Below are 18,682 nucleotides of genomic sequence, written 5' to 3'. Positions count from 1 at the left end.
TCTCCGGACGAGTACGTACGAACTACGCAGCAGGTTCATTTATTCAGGAAGTTCGCGGCGAGCGGCGCCGCCACCTTCGGGCCCGACCCGCCGGCCTGGACGAACACCGCGAACGCGACGTCGTCGCGGTACCCGATGAACCAGGCGTGCGCCCCGCCCGCGAACTCGGCGGTGCCCGTCTTGCCCGCCGTCCCGCGCGGCAGGCCCGCCCCCGCCGCGGTGCCGCCGGTGACCACGGCCCGCATCATGGCGCGCAGCGCGGCCGTCCCGGGCACCGGACGCGGCGCGGGCGTCCTCCCCCCGCCCTCGCGGATCAGCTTCGGCGGCAGCAGCCGGGGCGAGCGCCACGCGCCGTCCGCCGCCGCGGCGGCGACCGACGCCATCAGCAGCGGGCTCGCCTCGACGCGGCCCTGCCCGATCGAGGCCTCGGCCAGCTCCGCGCCGTTCTCCGGATCGGGGAAGCTCCCCTGCGCCGCCTCGACGCCCGGGCTGATCGGGGCGCCGAACCCGAAGCGGCGCGCGCTCGCCGCCAGCCCGGCCGCGCCGAGCCGCTCCACCCCGAGCCGCGCGAACGTCGTGTTGCAGGACGCGGCGAACGCGCCGCTCAGCGTCGTCCGGCCGAGCGCGTGGTCCTCGTCGTTGCGGATGGTGCGCTGGGCGGTGACCACCGAGGCCGGGCAGTCGGCGGCGGTCCCGGGGCCCGCCCCGTCCGCGACCAGCCCGCCGGCCGTCACCACCTTGAACGTCGAGCCGGGCGGGTAGCGGCCGGCGAACGCGCCGAGGCCGCCCAGCTCGTCCGCCACCGCGAGGATCTCCCCGGTGGACGGGCGGACCGCGACGATCGCGGCCTGCCGCGCCACGGACGTGAGCGCCTTCTCCGCCGCCGCCTGCAGCCGCCGGTCGAGCGTCGTCCGGATCCTGCGGCCCTTCGCCGCGTCGAGCAGCTTCACGCGCTGCGGCGGGCCGCCGCCGTCGCGCATCTGGATCGTCCAGACGGCCTGGTCCGCGTCCTCGTCGAGCCACTCGACGATCCCGGCGAGGTAGGGCGCCAGCGGCCCGTCGTCCGGCAGCGCCCTCCCGTCCCGCGCCACCAGCGTCACCGCCGGGACGCGGACCTGCCGCAGCGCCCACTCCCCCGCGCCCTTCAGCCCCGGGTACAGCGTCGCGGGCGTCCACAGCACCCGCCACCGCCCGCCGGCCCGGCCGAGCCGGAGCACCGAGCGGAACGACCACGTCCCGTGGTCGGCCAGCATGCGGGCGACGGTGAAGTCGGCGTGCGCCTCGCCCGCCCCGGTCCGGACGACGGGACGCGGCTCCAGCGTGATCCCGATGACCGTCAGCCCGCGCGACAGCGCCCGGTGCTGCGCGGCGAAGTCGGCGGGCGGGTCGGCGACGAACGCGCGCATGCCGTCGAGGTCGCCCTTCCGCCAGGCCGCGAAGTAGCCGGCCGCGACCTCCTCCGGGCTCCGGTCCCGCTCGCGCCGCAGCGCCCAGCCCGCCGTCAGCCCGGCCGCCAGCACGACGCCCAGGATCCCGGCCAGCACCACGACGCCGCGAGACCGCATCCGTCCTCCTCCGCCCGCCCGCCTCCAAGGAATTGATCATCCCAGCGTCCGGTGGCCCCGTACATGCCGCGGACGGCCGTTCCCGTGGCCGGACCTGGAAGGCGGCTTAGCGACGGATGATCCGCTCCTTAAGCGCGCTTTAACGGCGCCGCACCCGGCCGCCGGCCGCCCTACCTTCGGAAATGTCAGCGACCGCGGACGTGCGGCAGGGAGGAGGCCCCGATGAAACGATCACCGCGACACGGGATCGGCCCGGGGGCCGCCCCGCCTCCCGCACGTCCGCGGCCGGGCACCGCCGCGGCGCCGAGCCGCGCGGTGCCGGATGCCGGGCTCGTGCCCCGCACTCCCGTCCGCGCGGACCCGATCCGGTCCTGCCGGCCGGCCCACCCGGCGCGCCCCACCTCCAGGTTCTCCCCACGAGGGCGCCGGGCCGGCGGCGGCGGATCACACCCACCCCACCTCGGCAGGGGCGGTCCGCGCGGGAACGGTCTCCGGGGCGAGGCACGAGCCCTCAGCCGCTGAGGGCGGGAGGACCCCGCCCACGGCGCGGGGGCGGGGTCCTCTTTCGGCGGCTCCAGATCTCAGCGGCTCCAGGGGAGGCGGACGGCCTCCAGTGCGGGGTCGGTCAGGACCGCCTCCACCAGGGCCGTGGGCCCCACCACCTTCGTGCCCCACAGGTCCCAGTCGCAGTAGACCACCCAGGAGCGGTCCTCGGGCCACAGGTTGGACGGGCAGCTGCCCATGTCGGGGTGGTCGTAGAGGCCCCCCGCGTCGCCCAGGCGGCCGGCGAGGACGGTGTCGTCGTCCCAGTCGGCGGTGACCAGCGGGCAGTAGTACGCCTGGCAGGGGGTGCCCGCGCCGGACGGGCTGTGCCGCAGCAGGACGCCGATCAGCCGGTACCAGCTCTCGCGGTCGAGGCAGCCCTCCGCGGGCGGCCGGATCGCCGCCGACCAGCTGCCCGCCGGGTGGCCCTGGCGCAGGCAGCGGCTGCCGGGCAGCGCGCCGTCGGGGACGACGGGCTCACCGAAGCCGCGGGCGAGCTCCCGCCAGCGCAGCCGCCGCCAGCCCGCGCCCGGGTCGCCGCTGCGGCCCAGGTCGACGCCGGTGACCATCGCGCCCTCCAGCAGGTCGCCGACGTCGGACTGCCCGGTCAGCCCCGCCGCCGTCATCGACTGGTGGACATCGTCGTGCGTCGTGGTGACCAGGCCCTCCTCCCACACGTACATCGCGTGCAGGAGCCAGGCGGCGTCGGGCCGGCGCGGCGGTTCGAACCCCGAATGGCGATGGCCGGGGTCCAGCTCCCGCAGCCACCCGGCGGCCTCCCCCGGAACGCGGGCCCATACGTCCTCGATGTCCATAGCCGCATCCTGCCACCTCAAGGGGCCAGGAGGCTCCCCAGCCGAGCGGCCTGGATCTCCCAGCGCCATTCGCGCTCGATCCAGGCGCGCCCCTTCTCGCCCATGGCGCGGGCCCGCGCCGGGTCGGCGAGGAGACCGGCGACGGCCACGGCGACGCGCTGGACCGAGCGGCCCGGGACGACGACGCCGGTCTCGCCGTCCAGGACGGCGTCGGGCGCGCCGCCGGAGTCGCCCGCGACGACGGGCAGCCCGGTCGCCGACGCCTCCAGGTAGACGATGCCGAGGCCCTCCACGTCCAGGCCGCGGCGGCGGGTCCGGCACGGCATCGCGAAGACGTCGCCCGCGTCGTAGTGGGCGGGCAGCTCCTCCCAGCTCACGCCCCCGGTGAACACCACGCTCCGCTCCACGCCGAGGGAGGCGGCCAGGCGTTCGAGGTCCTTGCGGTGGGGGCCGCCGCCGACGAGCAGGAGGGCGGCGTCCGGCACCTTCCGCAGGACGTGCGGCCACGCGTGGATCAGCGCGTCCTGGCCCTTGCGCGGCACCAGGCGGGACACGCAGACCGCGACCGGGCGGTCCGCCAGCCCGTGCCGGGCGCGGATCTCGTCGCCGCCCGTGTTCCGGTGGAAGACCTTCTCGTCGACGCCGGGCGCGAGCCGGGACATCCGCGCCGCGGCGCGCGGGCTCAGCGCCCGCGCCATCCGGGAGCGGGTGTACTCGCCCAGGTAGGTCAGCACGTCCAGGTCGTCGCCGATGCGGCGGAGCAGCCGCCGCGCCACCGGCAGCGCCGCCCAGCCGGCCTCGTGGCCGTGCGTGACGCCGACGAGGCGGGCGGCGCCGCGCCGCCGCAGCGCCGGGGCCAGCAGGCCGAGCGGTGCCGCCGCGCCGAACACGACCGAGTCGCAGCCCTCGGCGCGCAGGACGTCCGCGGCCCGGCGCAGCACCCCCGGCTCCGGCAGCATCAGCGTGCCCGGATGCCGGACGACCGGGAACGGCTGCCGCGCGTCGAACTCGGCGGCGCCCTTCCACGCCGGCGCGTAGACGACGACGGATCCGGCCGGGCGGCGGGCCGCGAGGCCGTGCACGAACGCCTGGATGCCGCCCGGACGGGGCGGGAAGTCGTTGGTGACGAACAGGGTCTTGGTCATCGTCCGGCCAGAATACGGAGGAATACGGACCGGGGAACGGAAAGGCCCGCCACCGCGGCTGCGGTGGCGGGCCCCTGCGCGTGCGGTCAGTGCTTGATCTCCTGCGACGTCCGGCCGCTCTCGATCTCCTCGTGCCCGTGCTCGTGCTCCTCGACGGGGATGTCGTCGTAGGTCCACGCGCGGTTGAGCCGCGAGCGCAGGTGACCGATCGGGCCCTTGGAGCCGGGCGCGGGGATGCCGCTGGCGTCCCGGTCCGGCGGCTGGAGCCGCGCGTTCTCCTTGGACAGGAGGACGTGCTTCTCCTCGTCGCGGGCGGGCTCGTGCCGCTCGGAGAACTTGCCGTCCGGCGACATGAGGATGACGCCGCTCTCCACGCCGTGGCCGACGATGTCGGCGTCCTTGCGCTGGAGGCCGAGGCAGATCCGCTTCGTGACGATGAACGCGATGACCGGCCCGACGAAGAACGTCACCCGGAAGAACCACGTCGTGGCGAACAGCGAGACGTGGAACTTGTCGGCGAGGACGTCGTTCGCGCCGGCGAGCCACAGCAGCCCGTAGAACGTGACGGCGGCGACGCCCGTCGCGGTGCGGACCGGGGCGTTGCGCGGCCGGGTGTTGACGTGGTGGTGCCGCTTGTCGCCGGTCACCCACGCCTCGACCCACGGCCAGGCCGCCGCGCCGCCGAACACGATGCCGAGCGGCAGCGCCGCCGGGATCAGCACGCTCAGGCTGAGCGTGTGGCCCCAGGCGTTGATCTCCCAGCCCGGCATGATCCGCAGCGAGCCCTCCAGGACGCCCATGTACCAGTCGGGCTGGGACGCCGAGGAGATCGCGCCGGGGTCGTACGGGCCGAACAGCCAGATCGGGTTGATCTGCGCGAACGCGCCGAACAGCGCCACCACGCCGAAGGTGAACAGGAAGTAGGCGCCCGTCTTGGCCATGAACACCGGGTAGAACGGGTAGCCGTACACCTGCTTCTCGGACTGGTTCTTGACCGGCATCGCGGTGTGCTTCTGCACCCACATGATCATCATGTGCGCGGTGACCAGGCCCAGCAGCAGCGCCGGGATCAGCAGGATGTGCACCATGTAGAGGCGGGGAACGATGTCCTGGCCGGGGAACTCACCGCCGAACAGGAACATGTAGACATAGGTGCCGACGACCGGGATGCCCTCGGCGACGCCCTGCGTGATGCGCAGGCCGGTGCCGGACAGCAGGTCGTCCGGGAGCGAGTACCCGGCCAGGCCCTCCAGCATGCCGAGCGTGAACATGCCGATGCCGATCAGCCAGTTCAGCTCGCGCGGCTTGCGGTAGGCGCCGGTGAAGAACACCCGCAGCATGTGCGCCAGGATCGACGCCATGAACAGCAGCGCCGCCCAGTGGTGGATCTGCCGCATCAGCAGGCCGCCGCGGACGTCGAAGCTGATGTGCAGCGTCGAGGCGTAGGCCTCCGACATCTTCACGCCCTTGAGCGGGACGTAGGAGCCGTCGTAGACGACCTCGCCCATGCTCGGCCTGAACCAGAGCGTCAGGAACACGCCGGTCAGCAGCAGGATGATGAAGGAGTACAGGGCGATCTCGCCCAGCATGAAGGACCAGTGGTCCGGGAAGACCTTCTTCATGTTCCGCTTGAAGAAGGTGGTGGAACCGAGGCGGTCGTCGAGGAACGTCAGCGGAGCCTCGACCGCCTTCGGAGCTGTCGCCTCGCTCATCCGCGCTCCCAGAAGCTCGGTCCGACGGGCTCGTGGTAGTCGCTCGTCGCGATGATGTAACCGTCCTCCACCGACAGCGGCAGCTGCGGGAGCGGCCGGGCCGCCGGGCCGAAGACGACCTTCGCCGCGTCGGTGGCGTCGAAGGTGGACTGGTGGCACGGGCACAGGATGTGGTGCGTCGTCTGCTCGTACAGGGCCGCCGGGCAGCCGACGTGCGTGCAGACCTTGGAGTAGGCGACGATCCCGTTCACGTGCCAGTTGTCGCGTCCCTTGGCGGGCTTGAACTCGCCGGAGGGGACGTTGATGAGGATCGTCACGGCCTTCGCGACCTGGGTGAGCACCTGGTCCTCGGGAAGGTGCTCCTCCATGCCCTCCGGCAGGACGGTGATCATCGAGCCGGGGGTGGCGAAGTCGCTGACCTTGAGCGGCTTGTTGGTGCCGTCCACCACCAGGCGGACGCCGCGCTTGCCCTCCGCCTGCGCCCGCTTCACGGCGTCGCCCCAGAAGGTGTGCCGGAGCTTCTTCTCCGGGAGCGGGCCGAGGTCGCGCAGCAGCACCAGCGGCGCCAGGCCGAGCGGCGCGGCGGCCAGCAGCAGCGTGCGGCGCAGCAGCGGCCGCTTGGTGATGCCGCTGTCCTCCGCGCCCTCCATGAAGTCGCGGTTGAAGGCCGCCCTGGTCTCCTCGTCGGCGGCCAGCTCGTGCCGCTCCTGGACGATCGGCTTGCTGGTCATCAGCCGGCGGACCCAGATGGTGATGCCGATCGCCATCGACAGGAACGCCAGCGCCATGGTGCCGCCGAGCCAGAAGTTGACCTCGCGGGCGTCCCAGATGCCGTGCATGCCGCCGTCGCGGCCGCTCCAGCCGATGAAGTAGGCGATGAACACCACGCTCGCCAGGAACGCGAGCAGGAAGAACGACGCGACGACGCGCTCCGCGCGCTTGGCCGACGCCTCGTCGAGCTGCTCTCCCACGCCCGCGGGCGCCGAGATGTTGTCCTCGGCGAGGAGCGCCTTCTCCCTCGCCGGGGACGGCGTGCCGATCACGCGTTCGCGCCGGCCGTCGTCCTCGCGCGGGCCCGTCGAGCCCGCGGTCTCCTTGTTGTCGTCGCTCATGACTTCTTCAGCTTCTTCGGCTTCTTCGCGGTGATCCACATGGCCGCCATGACCATCAGGCCGATCCCGACCACCCAGGCGACCAGGCCCTCGCTCACCGGGCCGATGCGGCCGAGGCCGTTACCGCCCGGGTTGGGCTCCTCGCGGGTCTGCACCAGGTAGGCGATGATCGCCTGCTTGTCCTCAGGCCGGAGCGTGGTGTCGTTGAACACCGGCATGGCCTGCGGGCCCGTCAGCATGGCCTCGTACATCTGGGTGGGCGTGACGTCGTCGCCCGACAGCGCGGGCGCGTACTTGCCACCGGTCAGCGCGCCGCCCTGGCCGGTGAAGTTGTGGCACTGCGCGCAGTTGGTGCGGAACAGCTTCCCGCCGAGCGCGGGGTCGCCCTTGGACGGGTCGACGGCGGAGGCGGGCGGCACCTCGGGGCCGCCGCCCAGGGAGGAGATGTAGGCCCGCAGGTCGGCCAGGTTCTTCTCGGCCTGGGCCTTCTGCTTCTCGGCCGCCTCCCGCTTCTCCTTCTCCTCGAAGTCGGTCTTGATCGAGGTGTTGAAGGCGGGGATCGGCGGCTTGCGCGGGATCTGCGCGCCGGGGTTCGACGCGGGCATGCGGCCCGTGCTGACCTGGAAGTCGACGGAGGCGGCGCCCACTCCGATGAGGCTCGGGGCGATCGCCTTGCCCTCGGCGTCCTTGGTGCCCTCGGCGTTCAGCCCGTGGCAGCTCGCGCAGTTCTTGTTGAACAGCTCCTGCCCGTGCTTCAAGTCCTCCGCGGCCTGCGCGGTGCCCTGCGCCTCGGCGCGGTCGGTCTGCGGCGAGAAGCCGGCGTAGATCACGCCGATCGCCGCCAGGGCCGCCAGCACGACGGCGTAGCCCGCCCACGGGCGCCGTCGCCATGCGGTGATCCTTTTCACGGAAATCCCCGTTCGGGTCATGTCGTCGGGATGGGTCAGAGGTCGAGCAGGTAAACGACCGAGAACAGGCCGATCCACACCACGTCGACGAAGTGCCAGTAGTAGGAGACGACGATCGCGCTCGTCGCCTGCTCATGCGTCCAGCGCTTGGCGGCGTAGGTGCGCCCGAGCAGGAAGAGGAACGCGATCAGGCCGCCGATCACGTGGAGTCCGTGGAAGCCGGTGGCCAGGTAGAAGATCGAGCCGTAGGCGGAGGACGAGAAGGTCAGCCCGTCGTGCGTGACGAGGTTGAAGTACTCGTAGCCCTGGCCCGCGACGAAGTAGGCGCCCATGAGGAACGAGAGGATGTACCACTCGCGCAGTCCCCAGCGGCGGAAGTTCAGAAGGCCGCCGTCACGCCCGACCTGGCCCGCCTCGGCCCTGAACACGCCCATCTGGCACGTCACCGAGGACAGCACCAGAACGGTCGTGTTCACCGCCGACAGCGGCAGGTCCAGGGGTGCGCCCGGCCACGCGTCTTCACCGGACTGGCCGATCGTCACGGAGCGGATCGTGAAGAACATCGCGAACAGCGCCGCGAAGAACATCAGCTCGGACGACAGCCAAACGATCGTCCCCACGCTGACCAGATTGGGACGGTTCGCCCGTGCGTGAGGTGTTGTCTCTATCGCGGATGCTGTCACGGGCGACATTATTGCGCCCCCATCCCGTGAGTGGCGCATGACCCCCCTCCTAGGGTTCCCCGAGCGTGTTGCCCGGGTCCGCGACCCGGTACCCTCACGTGCATGAGCACCGCCCCGGAGAGCCCGATGAAGGTCCTCGTCTACAGCGACGACGCGAACACCCGCGCCCAGATCCGGATGGCGATCGGGCGCCGTCCCGCCGCCGACCTGCCGAAGGTCGAGTTCGTGGAGATCGCGACCCAGCCCGCCGTCGTGGAGCGCCTGGACCGGGGCGACATCGGCGTCCTGGTCGTCGACGGCGAGGCGCAGCCCGCGGGCGGGCTCGGCGTGTGCCGGCAGGCCAAGGACGAGGTGTACGACTGCCCGCCGGTCCTCGCGCTGATCGGCCGCCGCGACGACGGCTGGCTCGCCACCTGGTCGCGCGCCGACGCCGTCGTGGCCCTGCCGGTCGACCCGATGGCCCTCGCGAACGCGCTCGCCGAACTGATGCGCGCCCGCCTCGCGAACCGCCTCACCGCCCTCTGAGGGCGAAGCCCTGTAACGCCGACCCCAGAAGAGACCCGGTAGGGGACATGGACGCGCGCACCACCTGGCCCGCACTGCTCAACGCCCTCCTGTCGGGCGGCTCGCTGTCCAGCGAGGAGACCTCCTGGGCCATGAACAGCATCATGGCCGGGGAGGCCACGGACGTGCAGATCGCGGGCTTCGCGATCGCGCTGCGGGCCAAGGGCGAGACGGTCGAGGAGGTCACCGGCCTCGCCGACGGGATGATGGACAACGCCACCCGCATCGACGTGCCGGGCCCCATCGCCGACCTCGTCGGGACGGGCGGCGACCGCGCCCACACCGTCAACGTCTCCACGATGGCCGCCGTGGTCGCGGCCGCGTCCGGCGTCCGGGTCGTCAAGCACGGCAACCGCGCCGCGTCGTCCTCGTGCGGCGCCGCCGACCTGCTGGAGCACCTCGGCGTCGCCATCGACCTGCCGCCGGAGGACACCGCGCGGGTCGCCGGGGAGCTCGGCATCACCTTCTGCTTCGCGCCGCTCTACCACCCGGCGCTGCGGCACGCGTCGCGGACGCGCAGCGAGCTCGGCACGCCGACGGTGTTCAACTTCCTCGGCCCGCTGACGAACCCGGCGCGCCCGTCCGCGCAGGCGGTCGGCGTGTTCCACCCGCGGATGGCGGGCGTCATCGCCGGGGTGTTCGCGGCGCGGGGCTGCTCGTCGCTGGTGTTCCGCGGCGACGACGGGCTGGACGAGCTGACCACCACCGGCACCTCCACGGTGTGGGTCGTCCGCGACGGGACGGCCACGGAGACGACGTTCGACCCGGCCGACCTCGGCATCCCGCCGGCGCGGCCGGAGGACCTGCGCGGCGCCGACGCCGCGTTCAACGCCCGGGTGGCGCGCGAGACGTTCGCCGGGGCGCCGGGCCCCGTCCGCGACATGGTGCTGCTGAACGCCGCCGCGCTCATCACCGCCTACGAGGGCGCGCCGCCCGCCGCCAAGCTCACCGCCGCGCTGCGCGACGGCTTCGAGCGCGCCGCGCGGGCCGTCGACTCCGGCGCCGCGAGCACCCTCCTCGACCGCTGGATCGACACGACCCGGGCGCTGCGCGGCTGAGCCCGCCCCCGTCGTCGGCGCCCGCTCCCCCGCTCACGCCACTCCCCTGGCGCCGCTCGACACCCGCTGCGCGATGTAGATCGGGATGACCGACAGGACGATCAGCGCGGCGGCGAGGACGTTGACGACCGGCGCCTGGTTCGGGCGGAACAGGTTGTTGAAGATCCAGATCGGCAGCGTGGTGGCGCCCGGCCCGGCGGTGAACGTGGTCACGATGATCTCGTCGAACGACAGCGCGAACGACAGCAGCCCGCCGGCGAGGAACGCCGAGCGCAGCGCCGGCAGCGTCACGTACCGGAACGTCTGGAAGGTGTCCGCGCCGAGATCGGCGGACGCCTCCTCCAGGCTCGTCCCCGTGCGGCGGAGGCGGGCCAGGACGTTGTTGTAGATGGTGACGACGCAGAACGTGGCGTGCCCGACGATGACGGTGAACAGGCCCAGCCCGATCCCGAGCGGCTTCAGCACGACCTGGAAGGCGTTGCTGAGCGCGATACCGGTGACGATGCCGGGCAGGGCGATCGGCAGGACGACGACGAGCGACACGGTCTCGCGTCCGAAGAACCGGTACCGCGACACGGCGAACGCGGCCATCGTGCCGAGGACGAGCGCGATGGCCGTCGCGCCGAGCCCCGCCTTGACGCTGGTGAGGACGGCCTGCCGGGCGCCCTCGTTGTCCAGGGCCTGCGACCACCAGCGCCCGGTGAAGCCGGGCGGCGGCCAGCCGAACGTCTTGTCGGCGTTGACGGAGTTGACCAGCACGACGAGCAGCGGCACGTAGATGACGGCGAGGCCGAGGGCCATGAGGACGCGCAGCGCGATCCGCGCGGCGGGCGAGAAGGTCATCACAGCTCCCTGAGGGCGCCGGTGCGGTGGGCGGCGGCGAGGTAGCCGAGCATCACCACCACCGGGATCGTGGCGACGGCCGCGGCGAACGGCAGGTTGTTGGCGGCGCCGATGTTGTCGTAGACGACGTTGCCGAGCAGCTGGCTCCGGCCGCCGACGATCTTCACGGTGATGTAGTCGCCGAGCGACAGCGAGAACGTGAAGATCGACCCCGCCACCAGGGACGGGAACACCAGCGGCAGCATGACCGTGCGGAACGTGCGCAGCGGCCGGGCGCCGAGGTCGCCGGACGCGTCCAGCAGCGAGTCCGGGAGCCGCTCCAGGCCGGTGTAGACGGGCAGGATCATGTACGGCAGCCACAGGTAGGACAGGACGAGCACGGTCGCCGGGAGGCCGTAGCCGGGGCTGCCGAGCCCGAACGGCCGCAGCGCCTCGTCGAGCAGTCCGCCCTGCTGCAGCATGACCCGCCACGCGTACGCCTTGACGAGGTAGGCGGCCCACAGCGGTGCCAGGATCGCGATCATCAGGTAGGGCCGGTGCCGGGGCCTCGCGACCTTGGCCATGTACAGCGCCATCGGGAAGCCGATGGCGGTGTCGATGAGGGTGACGGCCACCGCGACGCCGAGGCTGCGCAGCGCGACCGTCCGGTAGACGGGCTCGTCCAGCAGGGTCTGGAAGTTCGCGAGGGTGAACCGGCGGACGACCTCGCCGGTGAAGACGTCGGTCGTCCAGAACGCGGTGAGGAAGATGGCGGCGAGGGCGCCGAGGTAGACGGCGACCAGCCAGGCGAGCGGCGCCGACAGCAGCAGCGACAGCCGCAGCCGCGGCCGGCGGTGCAGCAGGGCCGCCGCCCGGCGCCGGGGACCCGGCGCCGGGCGGGCGTCCGCACCGCCGGTGCGGGCGGGGGCGGTCATCCCTTGATCGCGGTCCACGCCTGGGTCCACTTGGAGTAGTCGACGCACGTGACGTCCGTGCGCCCGTCGAGGCACTGCGCGATCGGCGTCGTCCAGAAGTGCACCTTGGAGAAGTAGTTCTCATCGGTGGCGTGGAAGGTGTCGCAGAATTTCTTGTCGGCGGTCTCCCCGCACGCCTTCGCGTTCGCCGGGGCCTCACCGAACCACTCGGCGACCTGCGCGTTCACCTTCGGCGACACGATCCAGTCGAGCCACTTGTAGGCGCAGTCCGGGTGCTTGGCCTTCGCGCCGACCATCCAGGTGTCGGACCAGCCGGTGGAGCCCTCCTTGGGCAGCGTCACCTTCACCGGCGCCTTCTCGGCCTCGGCGAGGTTCGCGATGACCTGCCACGTCGTCCCGAGGACGGAGTCGCCGCTCTTGAAGGCCTGGACCTCCTTGGTGTAGTCGGACCAGTACTCGCCGATGAGCCCGTGCTGCGTCTTCAGCAGCCCGACGGCCGCGTCGAACTGCTGCTGGTCGAGCGCGTACGGGTTCTTGATCCCGAGTTCGGGCTTGGCCGACATCAGGTAGAGGGCGGCGTCGGCGATGTAGATCGGCGAGTCGTAGGCGGTGATCTTCCCCTTGTACGGGGAGTTCGCGTCGAACACCGCGCCCCACGAGTCGGGGGCGGTCTTCACCGTGTCGGTGCGCCACATCAGCAGGTTGGCGCCGCGGCCGTGCGGGACGCCGTAGGAGACGCCGTTCACCGAGTTCCACGGCTTCATCTTCAGGCCCGCGAACACGTCGGCGTAGTTCGGCACGAGGCCGGTGTTGACCGGCGCGACCGTCCCGGAGGCGATCAGCCGCAGCGAGGCGTCGCCGGAGGCGGAGACCGCGTCGTACTCGCCGGTCTTCATCAGCGTGACCATCTCGTCGGACGTCCCGGCGATCTTGGTGTTGACCTTGCAGCCGGTCTGCTTCTCGAACGGCGTGACCCAGTCGACCTTCGGGTCGTTGGAGCCGTCCTCGGCGTAGCCGGCCCAGGCGACCAGGTTGACCGCGCCCTCGCCCGCGCCGAGCGACTGCCGCATCGGGACCTTGGGGACGGTGAAGCCGCCCTGCCCGGCCCCGGACGCCTTGCCGCCCGGGTCGCCGTCGCCGCAGGCCGCGGCCGTCAGTCCGATCGCCAGCGTCGCCGCCGCGGCGAGCGCCACGCGTGTGGACCACATGGGGAACTCCTTGCTTTCGGGGGTTGGGGGTGAATCAGGAGGCGGGCGCCGGGGCGGTGCCGGTGCCCGCGCCGGCGCCCGGGACGTGGAACTCGTGCGCCTCGTGCCAGCTGATCCGGACGCGGGCACCGCGCCGGCCCAGCACGTCCATGGAGGACGTCCGCAGGTTCTGCTCCAGCGCCACGACCCGGTCCCCCGACTCCAGGTCGATGACGAAGCGGGTCACCGCGCCCGCGTAGACGACCTCGGCGACCGTGCCGAGGGCGTGCCGGTCCCCCGTGCCCGGCGCGCCCTCCCGCCCGTCGCCGCCGGTCGCCACGTGGATCTTCTCCGGCCGGACGCAGACGTCGCCGATCCGGTTGGACGTCCCGACGAACCCCGCCACGAACTCGGTCGCCGGTCGCTCGTACACCTCGGCCGGCGTGCCGACCTGCTCGATCCGGCCGCCGTTCAGGACGGCGACCCGGTCGCTCAGGGTCAGCGCCTCCTCCTGGTCGTGGGTGACGAACACGAACGTGATGCCCGCCCGCCGCTGCAGGCTCTTCAGCTCGACCTGCATCTCCTCGCGCAGCTTCAGGTCGAGCGCGCCGAGCGGCTCGTCCAGCAGCAGCACCTTCGGCTCGTTGACCAGGGCGCGGGCGAGCGCCACCCGCTGGCGCTGGCCGCCCGACAGCTCGCCGGGGCGGCGCGACTCCAGCCCGCCGAGCCGGACGCCGTGCAGGGCCGCGAGGGCGCGCTCGCGGCGCTCCGCCCGCGGCACCCGCCGCACCCTGAGGCCGTACTCGACGTTGCGGAGCACGTCCATGTGCGGGAAGAGGGCGTAGTCCTGGAAGACGGTGTTGACGTCACGGTCGAACGGCGGAAGGGCCGTCACGTCGGTGCCGCCGAGCTCGACCGTGCCGGACGTCGGGCGCTCGAAGCCCGCGATGAGCCGGAGCACGGTCGTCTTCCCGGACCCGGACGGGCCGAGCATCGAGAAGAACTCGCCGTCCCCGATGTCGAGGTCGACGCCCGCCACCGCCTCGACGGAACCGAAGGTCTTGCGCAGATCGCGGATCCTCACCGCTGTCACCGGCATGACCGAAAACATATGGATTCATAGGTTTCAGTTCAAGTGATGTTCCGGTATCACTGTGTGCAACACCGGGAGGGGGCCCATGAACAGCGCGCACCTCGTCGTGTTCGCTCCCGTCGACAACACCGCGCGGGTGCACGCGGTGGTCCGGCGGCTCACCGACGCGATCGCGCTCGGCCTCCTCGGCGACGGGGAGCAGTTGCCGAGCGAGACCGACCTCGCGGCACATCTCGGTGTATCCACGGTCACACTACGCGAAGCACTGATGGCCTTGCGTCAGCAGGGACTCATCGAGACCCGGCGCGGCCGGGGCGGCGGCAGCTTCGTCCGGGCCCCCGCCAGGCCGTTCGACCTCGACGAGCGGCTCCGTTCGCTCAGCGCGGAAGAGCTGCGCGACCTCGGCGACCACTACGCCGCCATCGCCGGCGCCGCCGCGCGCCTCGCCGCGCTGCGCTCGCTGCCCGGCGACGTCCGGCGGCTGCGCCGCTCCCTGGAGGAGATGGCGGGCACCGCCGCCGGCGCCGGCATGTGCAGGCTGGACGGCCGGCTCCACCTGGAGGTCGCCGCCGCGTCCCAGTCCGGCCGGCTCACCCGCGAGGAGATCCGGCTCCAGGCCGAGATCGGGCCGCTGGTCTGGGCCGTGCACGACCTGCCGGACCGGCGCGGCCGCGTCGACGCCGAGCACGCCGGGATCGTCGGCGCCATCGCGGACGCCGACGACGCCCGAGCCCGCGATGTAGCTGAAAGTCACGTCTTGAATGCGGTAGAACGTCTCATTGAACGACGGCTCGCACTCTGACCCCGAGGGGGACCCATGCCCGCCGAGCCACCGGCCGTCGGCGCGGCGGCGGCACACGTCCGCGCGACCCTGGACGGCGTCTTCGAGACGGTGGCCCGGGTCCGCGACGCGACGGCCCGGTGCCTCGCGGACGTCCAGCGCGCCGGCCGCGCCCCCGTCAGCGCCGACCTCGCCGCGCTGCGCCCGCTGCTGCTCCCCCGGCTCGGCCCGCTCGTCTGCGGCCTCGGGTTCATCGCCGCGCCGCAGCTGCTCGCCGACGCCGCCTGGTACATGGAGTGGTGGCAGGCGGGCCCCGCCGGCCGCCCGTGCCGGCTGCTGCGCGACCTGGACCCCGAGCGCAGCGCCCTCTACGACTACACGAGCTGGGAGTGGTTCACCGGCCCCGAGAGCGGCGCCGAGCGGACCGTCTGCGGGCCCTACGTCGACTACCTGTGCAGCGACGAGTACGTCCTGACCCTGTCCGCGCCCGTGCACGTCGCCGGGGCCTTCGCCGGCGTCGCCGCCGCGGACGTGTTCGCCCGGACGTTCGAGAACGAGATCGTCCCCGTGCTGCGCGAGATCCCCGCGCCCGCGTTCGTCGTCAACGCCCCCGGCCGCGTCATGGCGTCCAACACCGCGACGTGGCCGCCCGGCGCCGTCTACCGCGAGAGCCCCGGCCACGCCGCCCGCCCGTGCGGGGACGGCGTGCACTGCGTCGCCCTCGGCGTCGGGCCCTAGCCGGCCGTCCGCCGGCGGCCGGGCGGGCGTCAGTCGGCGTCGGGGAGGCCGAGCGCGAAGGCCTGCTCCAGGTCGTGCTGGGAGTAGGTGCGGAAGGCGATGTGGGTCTCGGTGCCGACGACGCCGTCGACCTTGTTGAGGCGGCCCGGGATGACGTCGTTCAGCTCCTCGTTCCGGCGCACCCGGATCATCGCCATCAGGTCGTGGTCGCCGGTGATGGAGTAGACCTCGCTGACGCCGTCCAGCGCGGCGATCGTCTCGGCCACCTCGTGGATGCGCGCGACGTCGGCCTTGACGAACACGATCGCAGTGACCACTTCACCCTCCCCGTGAGATTCGCCCCGTCAGATCGGACCCTCCGACCCTACCGGCAGGGTCAGCCGCGGCTCAGGGCGGCCAGGCGCCGCGCGGGGCCGGCGCGGCGGGCGAGGAGAGCGAACACCACCCCGGCGGCGAAGCCGTAGATGTGCGCGGTGTAGGCCACGTTGCTCTTCTCGTCGCCGAGCGACAGCCACTGCAGGACGAACCAGTAGCCCAGCACCACCCACACCGGCAGCCGGACCACGATGACCGGCGGCACCCAGCTCACGATGCGGCCCCGCGGGTTGAGGATCACGTAGGCGCCCATCACCCCGGCGATCGCCCCGGACGCGCCGATCAGCGGGACGGTCGAGTCCGGCGACGTCCAGGCGAACCCGTAGACGGCGACGAGCCCGAACGCCAGGTAGCCGAGGAGGTAGCGCCATCGGCCGAGGCGGTCCTCGACGCCCATGCCGACGACGAACAGCGCGACCAGGTTGCCGAGCAGGTGCAGCGCGCCGGAGTGCAGGAACATCGAGGTGAACGCCGCCGTCCAGGGCGCCTTGTGGAAGGTCGCGGGCCCGCAGTCGTGCGCGATGTCGGTCGGGATCGGCTGCTGGTCGCCGGTGGTCAGCTCCTTGGGCACCGCGCCGTACTCGTAGGTGAAGTGCGCCGCCCGGCACTCGCGGACCCGGTCCTCGCCGTACCAGGTCGCGAAGTTCGACATGGGGGTGAGCAGGAAGACCACCACGTTGGCCGCGACCAGCAGGTACGTCACCCACGGGACGCGCCGGGCCGGCTGGCTGTCGTAGAGGGGCAGTGCCACACGGTCACCTTAGCGGCCGGCCGGCCCTCCGATGCGACGGCTCGTGCCGCTCGTAGGGCCTGTCGTAGGCGCGGTCGATCCATTCGCGCAGGCCCTCGGCGCCGTGCACGGGGCACGTCCACGGGCCGTCGACCTCGACGAGCCGGACGCCGGGCAGGTCGAGCCAGCGCAGCACGCACTCCATCTCCTCGGCGGTGGCGCCCGCCGAGGGCGGCGCGCCGAGCGCGACGCCGCCCGGCGCCTCCCCCGCGGGCGGGAACACCGTCTCGGCGGTGGCGATGAGCGCGTCCACGTAGGGGCGGGGCTGGGCGCGCGGCGGGACGGTCCCGGCGGCGGCGAGCCGGCCGTAGCGCACGACCGCCAGCTCCCAGCCGCCGTCGAAGGCGGGCCGCGCCGCCACCAGCTCCGGGAGCCGGGCGAGCGCGGCGAGCCGCTGCCCGCGCGCGGCGGCGCGGACGAACGCGGCGAGCCGGTCGCGCTGGGCGGCGGCCTCCTCGTAGCGGAGTTCGGACGCGAGCCGGTCGATGCGCACCTTGGCGGCGGCCACCACCGGGCGCACGTCGCCCTCCATGACCGAGCGGGCCGTCCCGGCGTGGACGTTGTAGGCGTCGGCGGACTCGCGCCCGTCGCAGGGCGCGCCGCAGCGTCCGATCTCGGCGAGCGCGCACGCGCGTGCTCCCGCCGCCCCGGCTTTGCCGCTCTCGATCAGCCGGAGCGTGAGCCGCTGGGTGCACTGCCGCAGCGGGACGGCCTCGTGCAGCGCCGCCCGCGCCTCCTCGGCCTGCCGCCGCGAGGAGATCGGCCCGAGGTAGCGGGCGCCGTCGGCGCGGCACTCGCGCACGATCGACAGCCGCGGGAACGGCTCCACGGTGAGCTTCAGCCAGATCGCCCGCTCGGGGAACTTGGAGCGGCGGTTGTAGCGCGGCTTGTGCTCGGCGATCAGCCGCAGCTCGCGGACCTCCGCCTCCAGCCCGGTGGCGCACACGATCGTCCGGACGTTCTCGGCGAGGCCGACCATCTCGCGGACGCGCCAGCGCGTCTCCGAGCCGGTGAAGTAGCTGCGCACGCGTGAGCGCAGGTCGCCGCTCTTGCCGACGTACAGCACCTCGCCGGCGTGGTCCTCGAAGAGGTAGACGCCGGGCGTGCTCGGCACGTCGTCGGCGAGGTGCCGCTTGCGGCGCTGCTCGGGGGTGGGCGCCTTGGCGAAGCCGCGCATCTCCTCCAGCGAGGTGACGCCGAACGAGCCGAGCCGCTCGATGAGCCCGTGCAGGACCTCCACGGTGGCGCGGGCGTCGGCGAGCGCGCGGTGCGTCGGCTCGGTGGACGTGCGGAAGAAGCGCGACAGGGTGCCGAGCTTGCAGTTGGGCACCTCGTCCTTGGACAGGACGCGCCGCGCGAGGTCGACGGTGTCGACGACGGCGAACGCGGGCCAGGCGTAGCCGTTCGCGGCGCACGCGGTCTTCAGGAAGCCGATGTCGAACGGGGCGTTGTGCGCGACGAGCACGCAGCCGCGCGCGAACTCCAGGAACGCGGGCAGCACCGCCTCGATGCGCGGCGCGGCCGTCACCATCGCGGTGGTGATGCCGGTCAGCGCGGTGATGAACGGCGGGACGGGCCCGCCGGGGTCGACCAGGGTGCCGAGCTCGCCGAGCTCCTCTCCCCCGCGCACCTTCACCGCTCCGATCTCGGTGATGGCCGAGTCGGCGGCCGAGCCGCCCGTGGTCTCCAGGTCGACCACCACGAAGGTGACGTCGGAGAGCGGGGTGCCGAGGTCGTCCAGGGTGCCCTGGACGCCCTGGACGCCCTGAACGCGGGCGTCGGTCCCCTGACCACCGTGCGCAGCCGTCATGTGCGCGACCGTAGAGGACCCCACCGACAGAACTTCGTGCCGCTAG

General features: G+C 73.0%; 18 protein-coding genes. 4 read left to right on the top strand and 14 right to left on the bottom strand.

Annotated features, from left to right (window positions below; genetic code table 11):
* Positions 1-35: 35 nt before the first annotated feature.
* From SM611_RS24270 to ctaE, 7 genes are all read right to left on the bottom strand, one after another.
* On the bottom strand, positions 36-1,565 hold the full coding sequence (locus SM611_RS24270) for a penicillin-binding transpeptidase domain-containing protein (RefSeq protein WP_371952208.1): 1,530 nt from the start codon (positions 1,563-1,565) through the stop codon (positions 36-38).
* Between the two features lie 581 nt (positions 1,566-2,146).
* Complete coding sequence (locus tag SM611_RS24265; protein WP_371952207.1) at positions 2,147-2,923, bottom strand: hypothetical protein; 777 nt, start codon at positions 2,921-2,923, stop codon at positions 2,147-2,149.
* Between the two features lie 17 nt (positions 2,924-2,940).
* A complete protein-coding gene (locus SM611_RS24260; RefSeq protein WP_371952206.1) occupies positions 2,941-4,068 on the bottom strand; it encodes a glycosyltransferase family 4 protein in 1,128 nt (375 codons plus the stop codon).
* A gap of 86 nt (positions 4,069-4,154) precedes the next feature.
* Positions 4,155-5,780, bottom strand: coding sequence for a cytochrome bc1 complex cytochrome b subunit (gene qcrB, locus SM611_RS24255; protein ID WP_371952205.1), 1,626 nt, complete (start codon positions 5,778-5,780; stop codon positions 4,155-4,157).
* On the bottom strand, positions 5,777-6,892 hold the full coding sequence (qcrA, locus tag SM611_RS24250) for a cytochrome bc1 complex Rieske iron-sulfur subunit (protein WP_371952204.1): 1,116 nt from the start codon (positions 6,890-6,892) through the stop codon (positions 5,777-5,779). Before qcrA ends, qcrB begins: the two co-directional genes overlap by 4 nt.
* Positions 6,889-7,800: a cytochrome bc1 complex diheme cytochrome c subunit gene (gene qcrC, locus SM611_RS24245; RefSeq protein WP_371952203.1), complete on the bottom strand. Its 912-nt coding sequence runs from the start codon at positions 7,798-7,800 to the stop codon at positions 6,889-6,891. The genes qcrA and qcrC overlap by 4 nt, the downstream gene beginning before the upstream one ends.
* Before the next feature lie 35 nt (positions 7,801-7,835).
* Positions 7,836-8,492, bottom strand: coding sequence for an aa3-type cytochrome oxidase subunit III (ctaE, locus tag SM611_RS24240; protein ID WP_371952202.1), 657 nt, complete (start codon positions 8,490-8,492; stop codon positions 7,836-7,838).
* 93 nt (positions 8,493-8,585) lie between these two features.
* Between ctaE and SM611_RS24235 the strand changes: the two genes are divergently transcribed.
* On the top strand, positions 8,586-9,008 hold the full coding sequence (locus SM611_RS24235; protein ID WP_371952201.1) for a hypothetical protein: 423 nt from the start codon (positions 8,586-8,588) through the stop codon (positions 9,006-9,008).
* A gap of 47 nt (positions 9,009-9,055) precedes the next feature.
* Entirely contained in the window at positions 9,056-10,105 is a 1,050-nt protein-coding gene (gene trpD / locus SM611_RS24230; RefSeq protein ID WP_371952200.1) for an anthranilate phosphoribosyltransferase, read from the top strand.
* A 33-nt stretch (positions 10,106-10,138) separates the two neighbouring features.
* Here trpD and SM611_RS24225 read toward each other — a convergent pair whose 3' ends face one another.
* The 4 genes from SM611_RS24225 to SM611_RS24210 are packed head-to-tail and all read right to left on the bottom strand — an operon-like array spanning position 10,139 to position 14,148.
* On the bottom strand, positions 10,139-10,948 hold the full coding sequence (locus tag SM611_RS24225) for an ABC transporter permease (RefSeq protein ID WP_371952199.1): 810 nt from the start codon (positions 10,946-10,948) through the stop codon (positions 10,139-10,141).
* Positions 10,948-11,880, bottom strand: a complete 933-nt coding sequence (locus SM611_RS24220) for an ABC transporter permease (protein WP_371952198.1) — start codon at positions 11,878-11,880, stop codon at positions 10,948-10,950. Before SM611_RS24220 ends, SM611_RS24225 begins: the two co-directional genes overlap by 1 nt.
* On the bottom strand, positions 11,859-13,070 hold the full coding sequence (locus tag SM611_RS24215) for an ABC transporter substrate-binding protein (RefSeq protein ID WP_371952197.1): 1,212 nt from the start codon (positions 13,068-13,070) through the stop codon (positions 11,859-11,861). The genes SM611_RS24220 and SM611_RS24215 overlap by 22 nt, the downstream gene beginning before the upstream one ends.
* Positions 13,071-13,104: 34 nt before the next feature.
* Complete coding sequence (locus SM611_RS24210; RefSeq protein ID WP_371952196.1) at positions 13,105-14,148, bottom strand: ABC transporter ATP-binding protein; 1,044 nt, start codon at positions 14,146-14,148, stop codon at positions 13,105-13,107.
* Positions 14,149-14,227: 79 nt separating this feature from the next.
* Here SM611_RS24210 and SM611_RS24205 point away from each other — a divergent pair, with 79 nt between their 5' ends.
* A complete protein-coding gene (locus SM611_RS24205; RefSeq protein ID WP_371952195.1) occupies positions 14,228-14,944 on the top strand; it encodes a FadR/GntR family transcriptional regulator in 717 nt (238 codons plus the stop codon).
* 15 nt (positions 14,945-14,959) lie between these two features.
* Positions 14,960-15,661 carry a PDC sensor domain-containing protein gene (locus tag SM611_RS24200; RefSeq protein ID WP_371952194.1) on the top strand — a complete coding sequence of 234 codons (702 nt, stop codon included), beginning with the start codon at positions 14,960-14,962 and terminating at the stop codon, positions 15,659-15,661.
* Between the two features lie 29 nt (positions 15,662-15,690).
* Here SM611_RS24200 and SM611_RS24195 read toward each other — a convergent pair whose 3' ends face one another.
* Genes SM611_RS24195 through SM611_RS24185 form a run of 3 tightly spaced genes read right to left on the bottom strand, consistent with a single transcriptional unit; the run spans position 15,691 to position 18,636 of the window.
* Positions 15,691-15,978: an Lrp/AsnC family transcriptional regulator gene (locus tag SM611_RS24195; RefSeq protein WP_371952193.1), complete on the bottom strand. Its 288-nt coding sequence runs from the start codon at positions 15,976-15,978 to the stop codon at positions 15,691-15,693.
* 59 nt (positions 15,979-16,037) lie between these two features.
* Positions 16,038-16,787: a rhomboid family intramembrane serine protease gene (locus SM611_RS24190; protein WP_371952192.1), complete on the bottom strand. Its 750-nt coding sequence runs from the start codon at positions 16,785-16,787 to the stop codon at positions 16,038-16,040.
* A gap of 4 nt (positions 16,788-16,791) precedes the next feature.
* Complete coding sequence (locus SM611_RS24185; RefSeq protein WP_371952191.1) at positions 16,792-18,636, bottom strand: DEDD exonuclease domain-containing protein; 1,845 nt, start codon at positions 18,634-18,636, stop codon at positions 16,792-16,794.
* Between the last annotated feature and the right edge of the window lie 46 nt (positions 18,637-18,682).

Origin of the sequence: Actinomadura monticuli (genome assembly GCF_041463655.1) — a bacterium.
In the GTDB taxonomy this organism is placed as follows: domain Bacteria; phylum Actinomycetota; class Actinomycetes; order Streptosporangiales; family Streptosporangiaceae; genus Spirillospora; species Spirillospora monticuli.
This window is presented reverse-complemented; position numbering and strand designations above follow the sequence as displayed.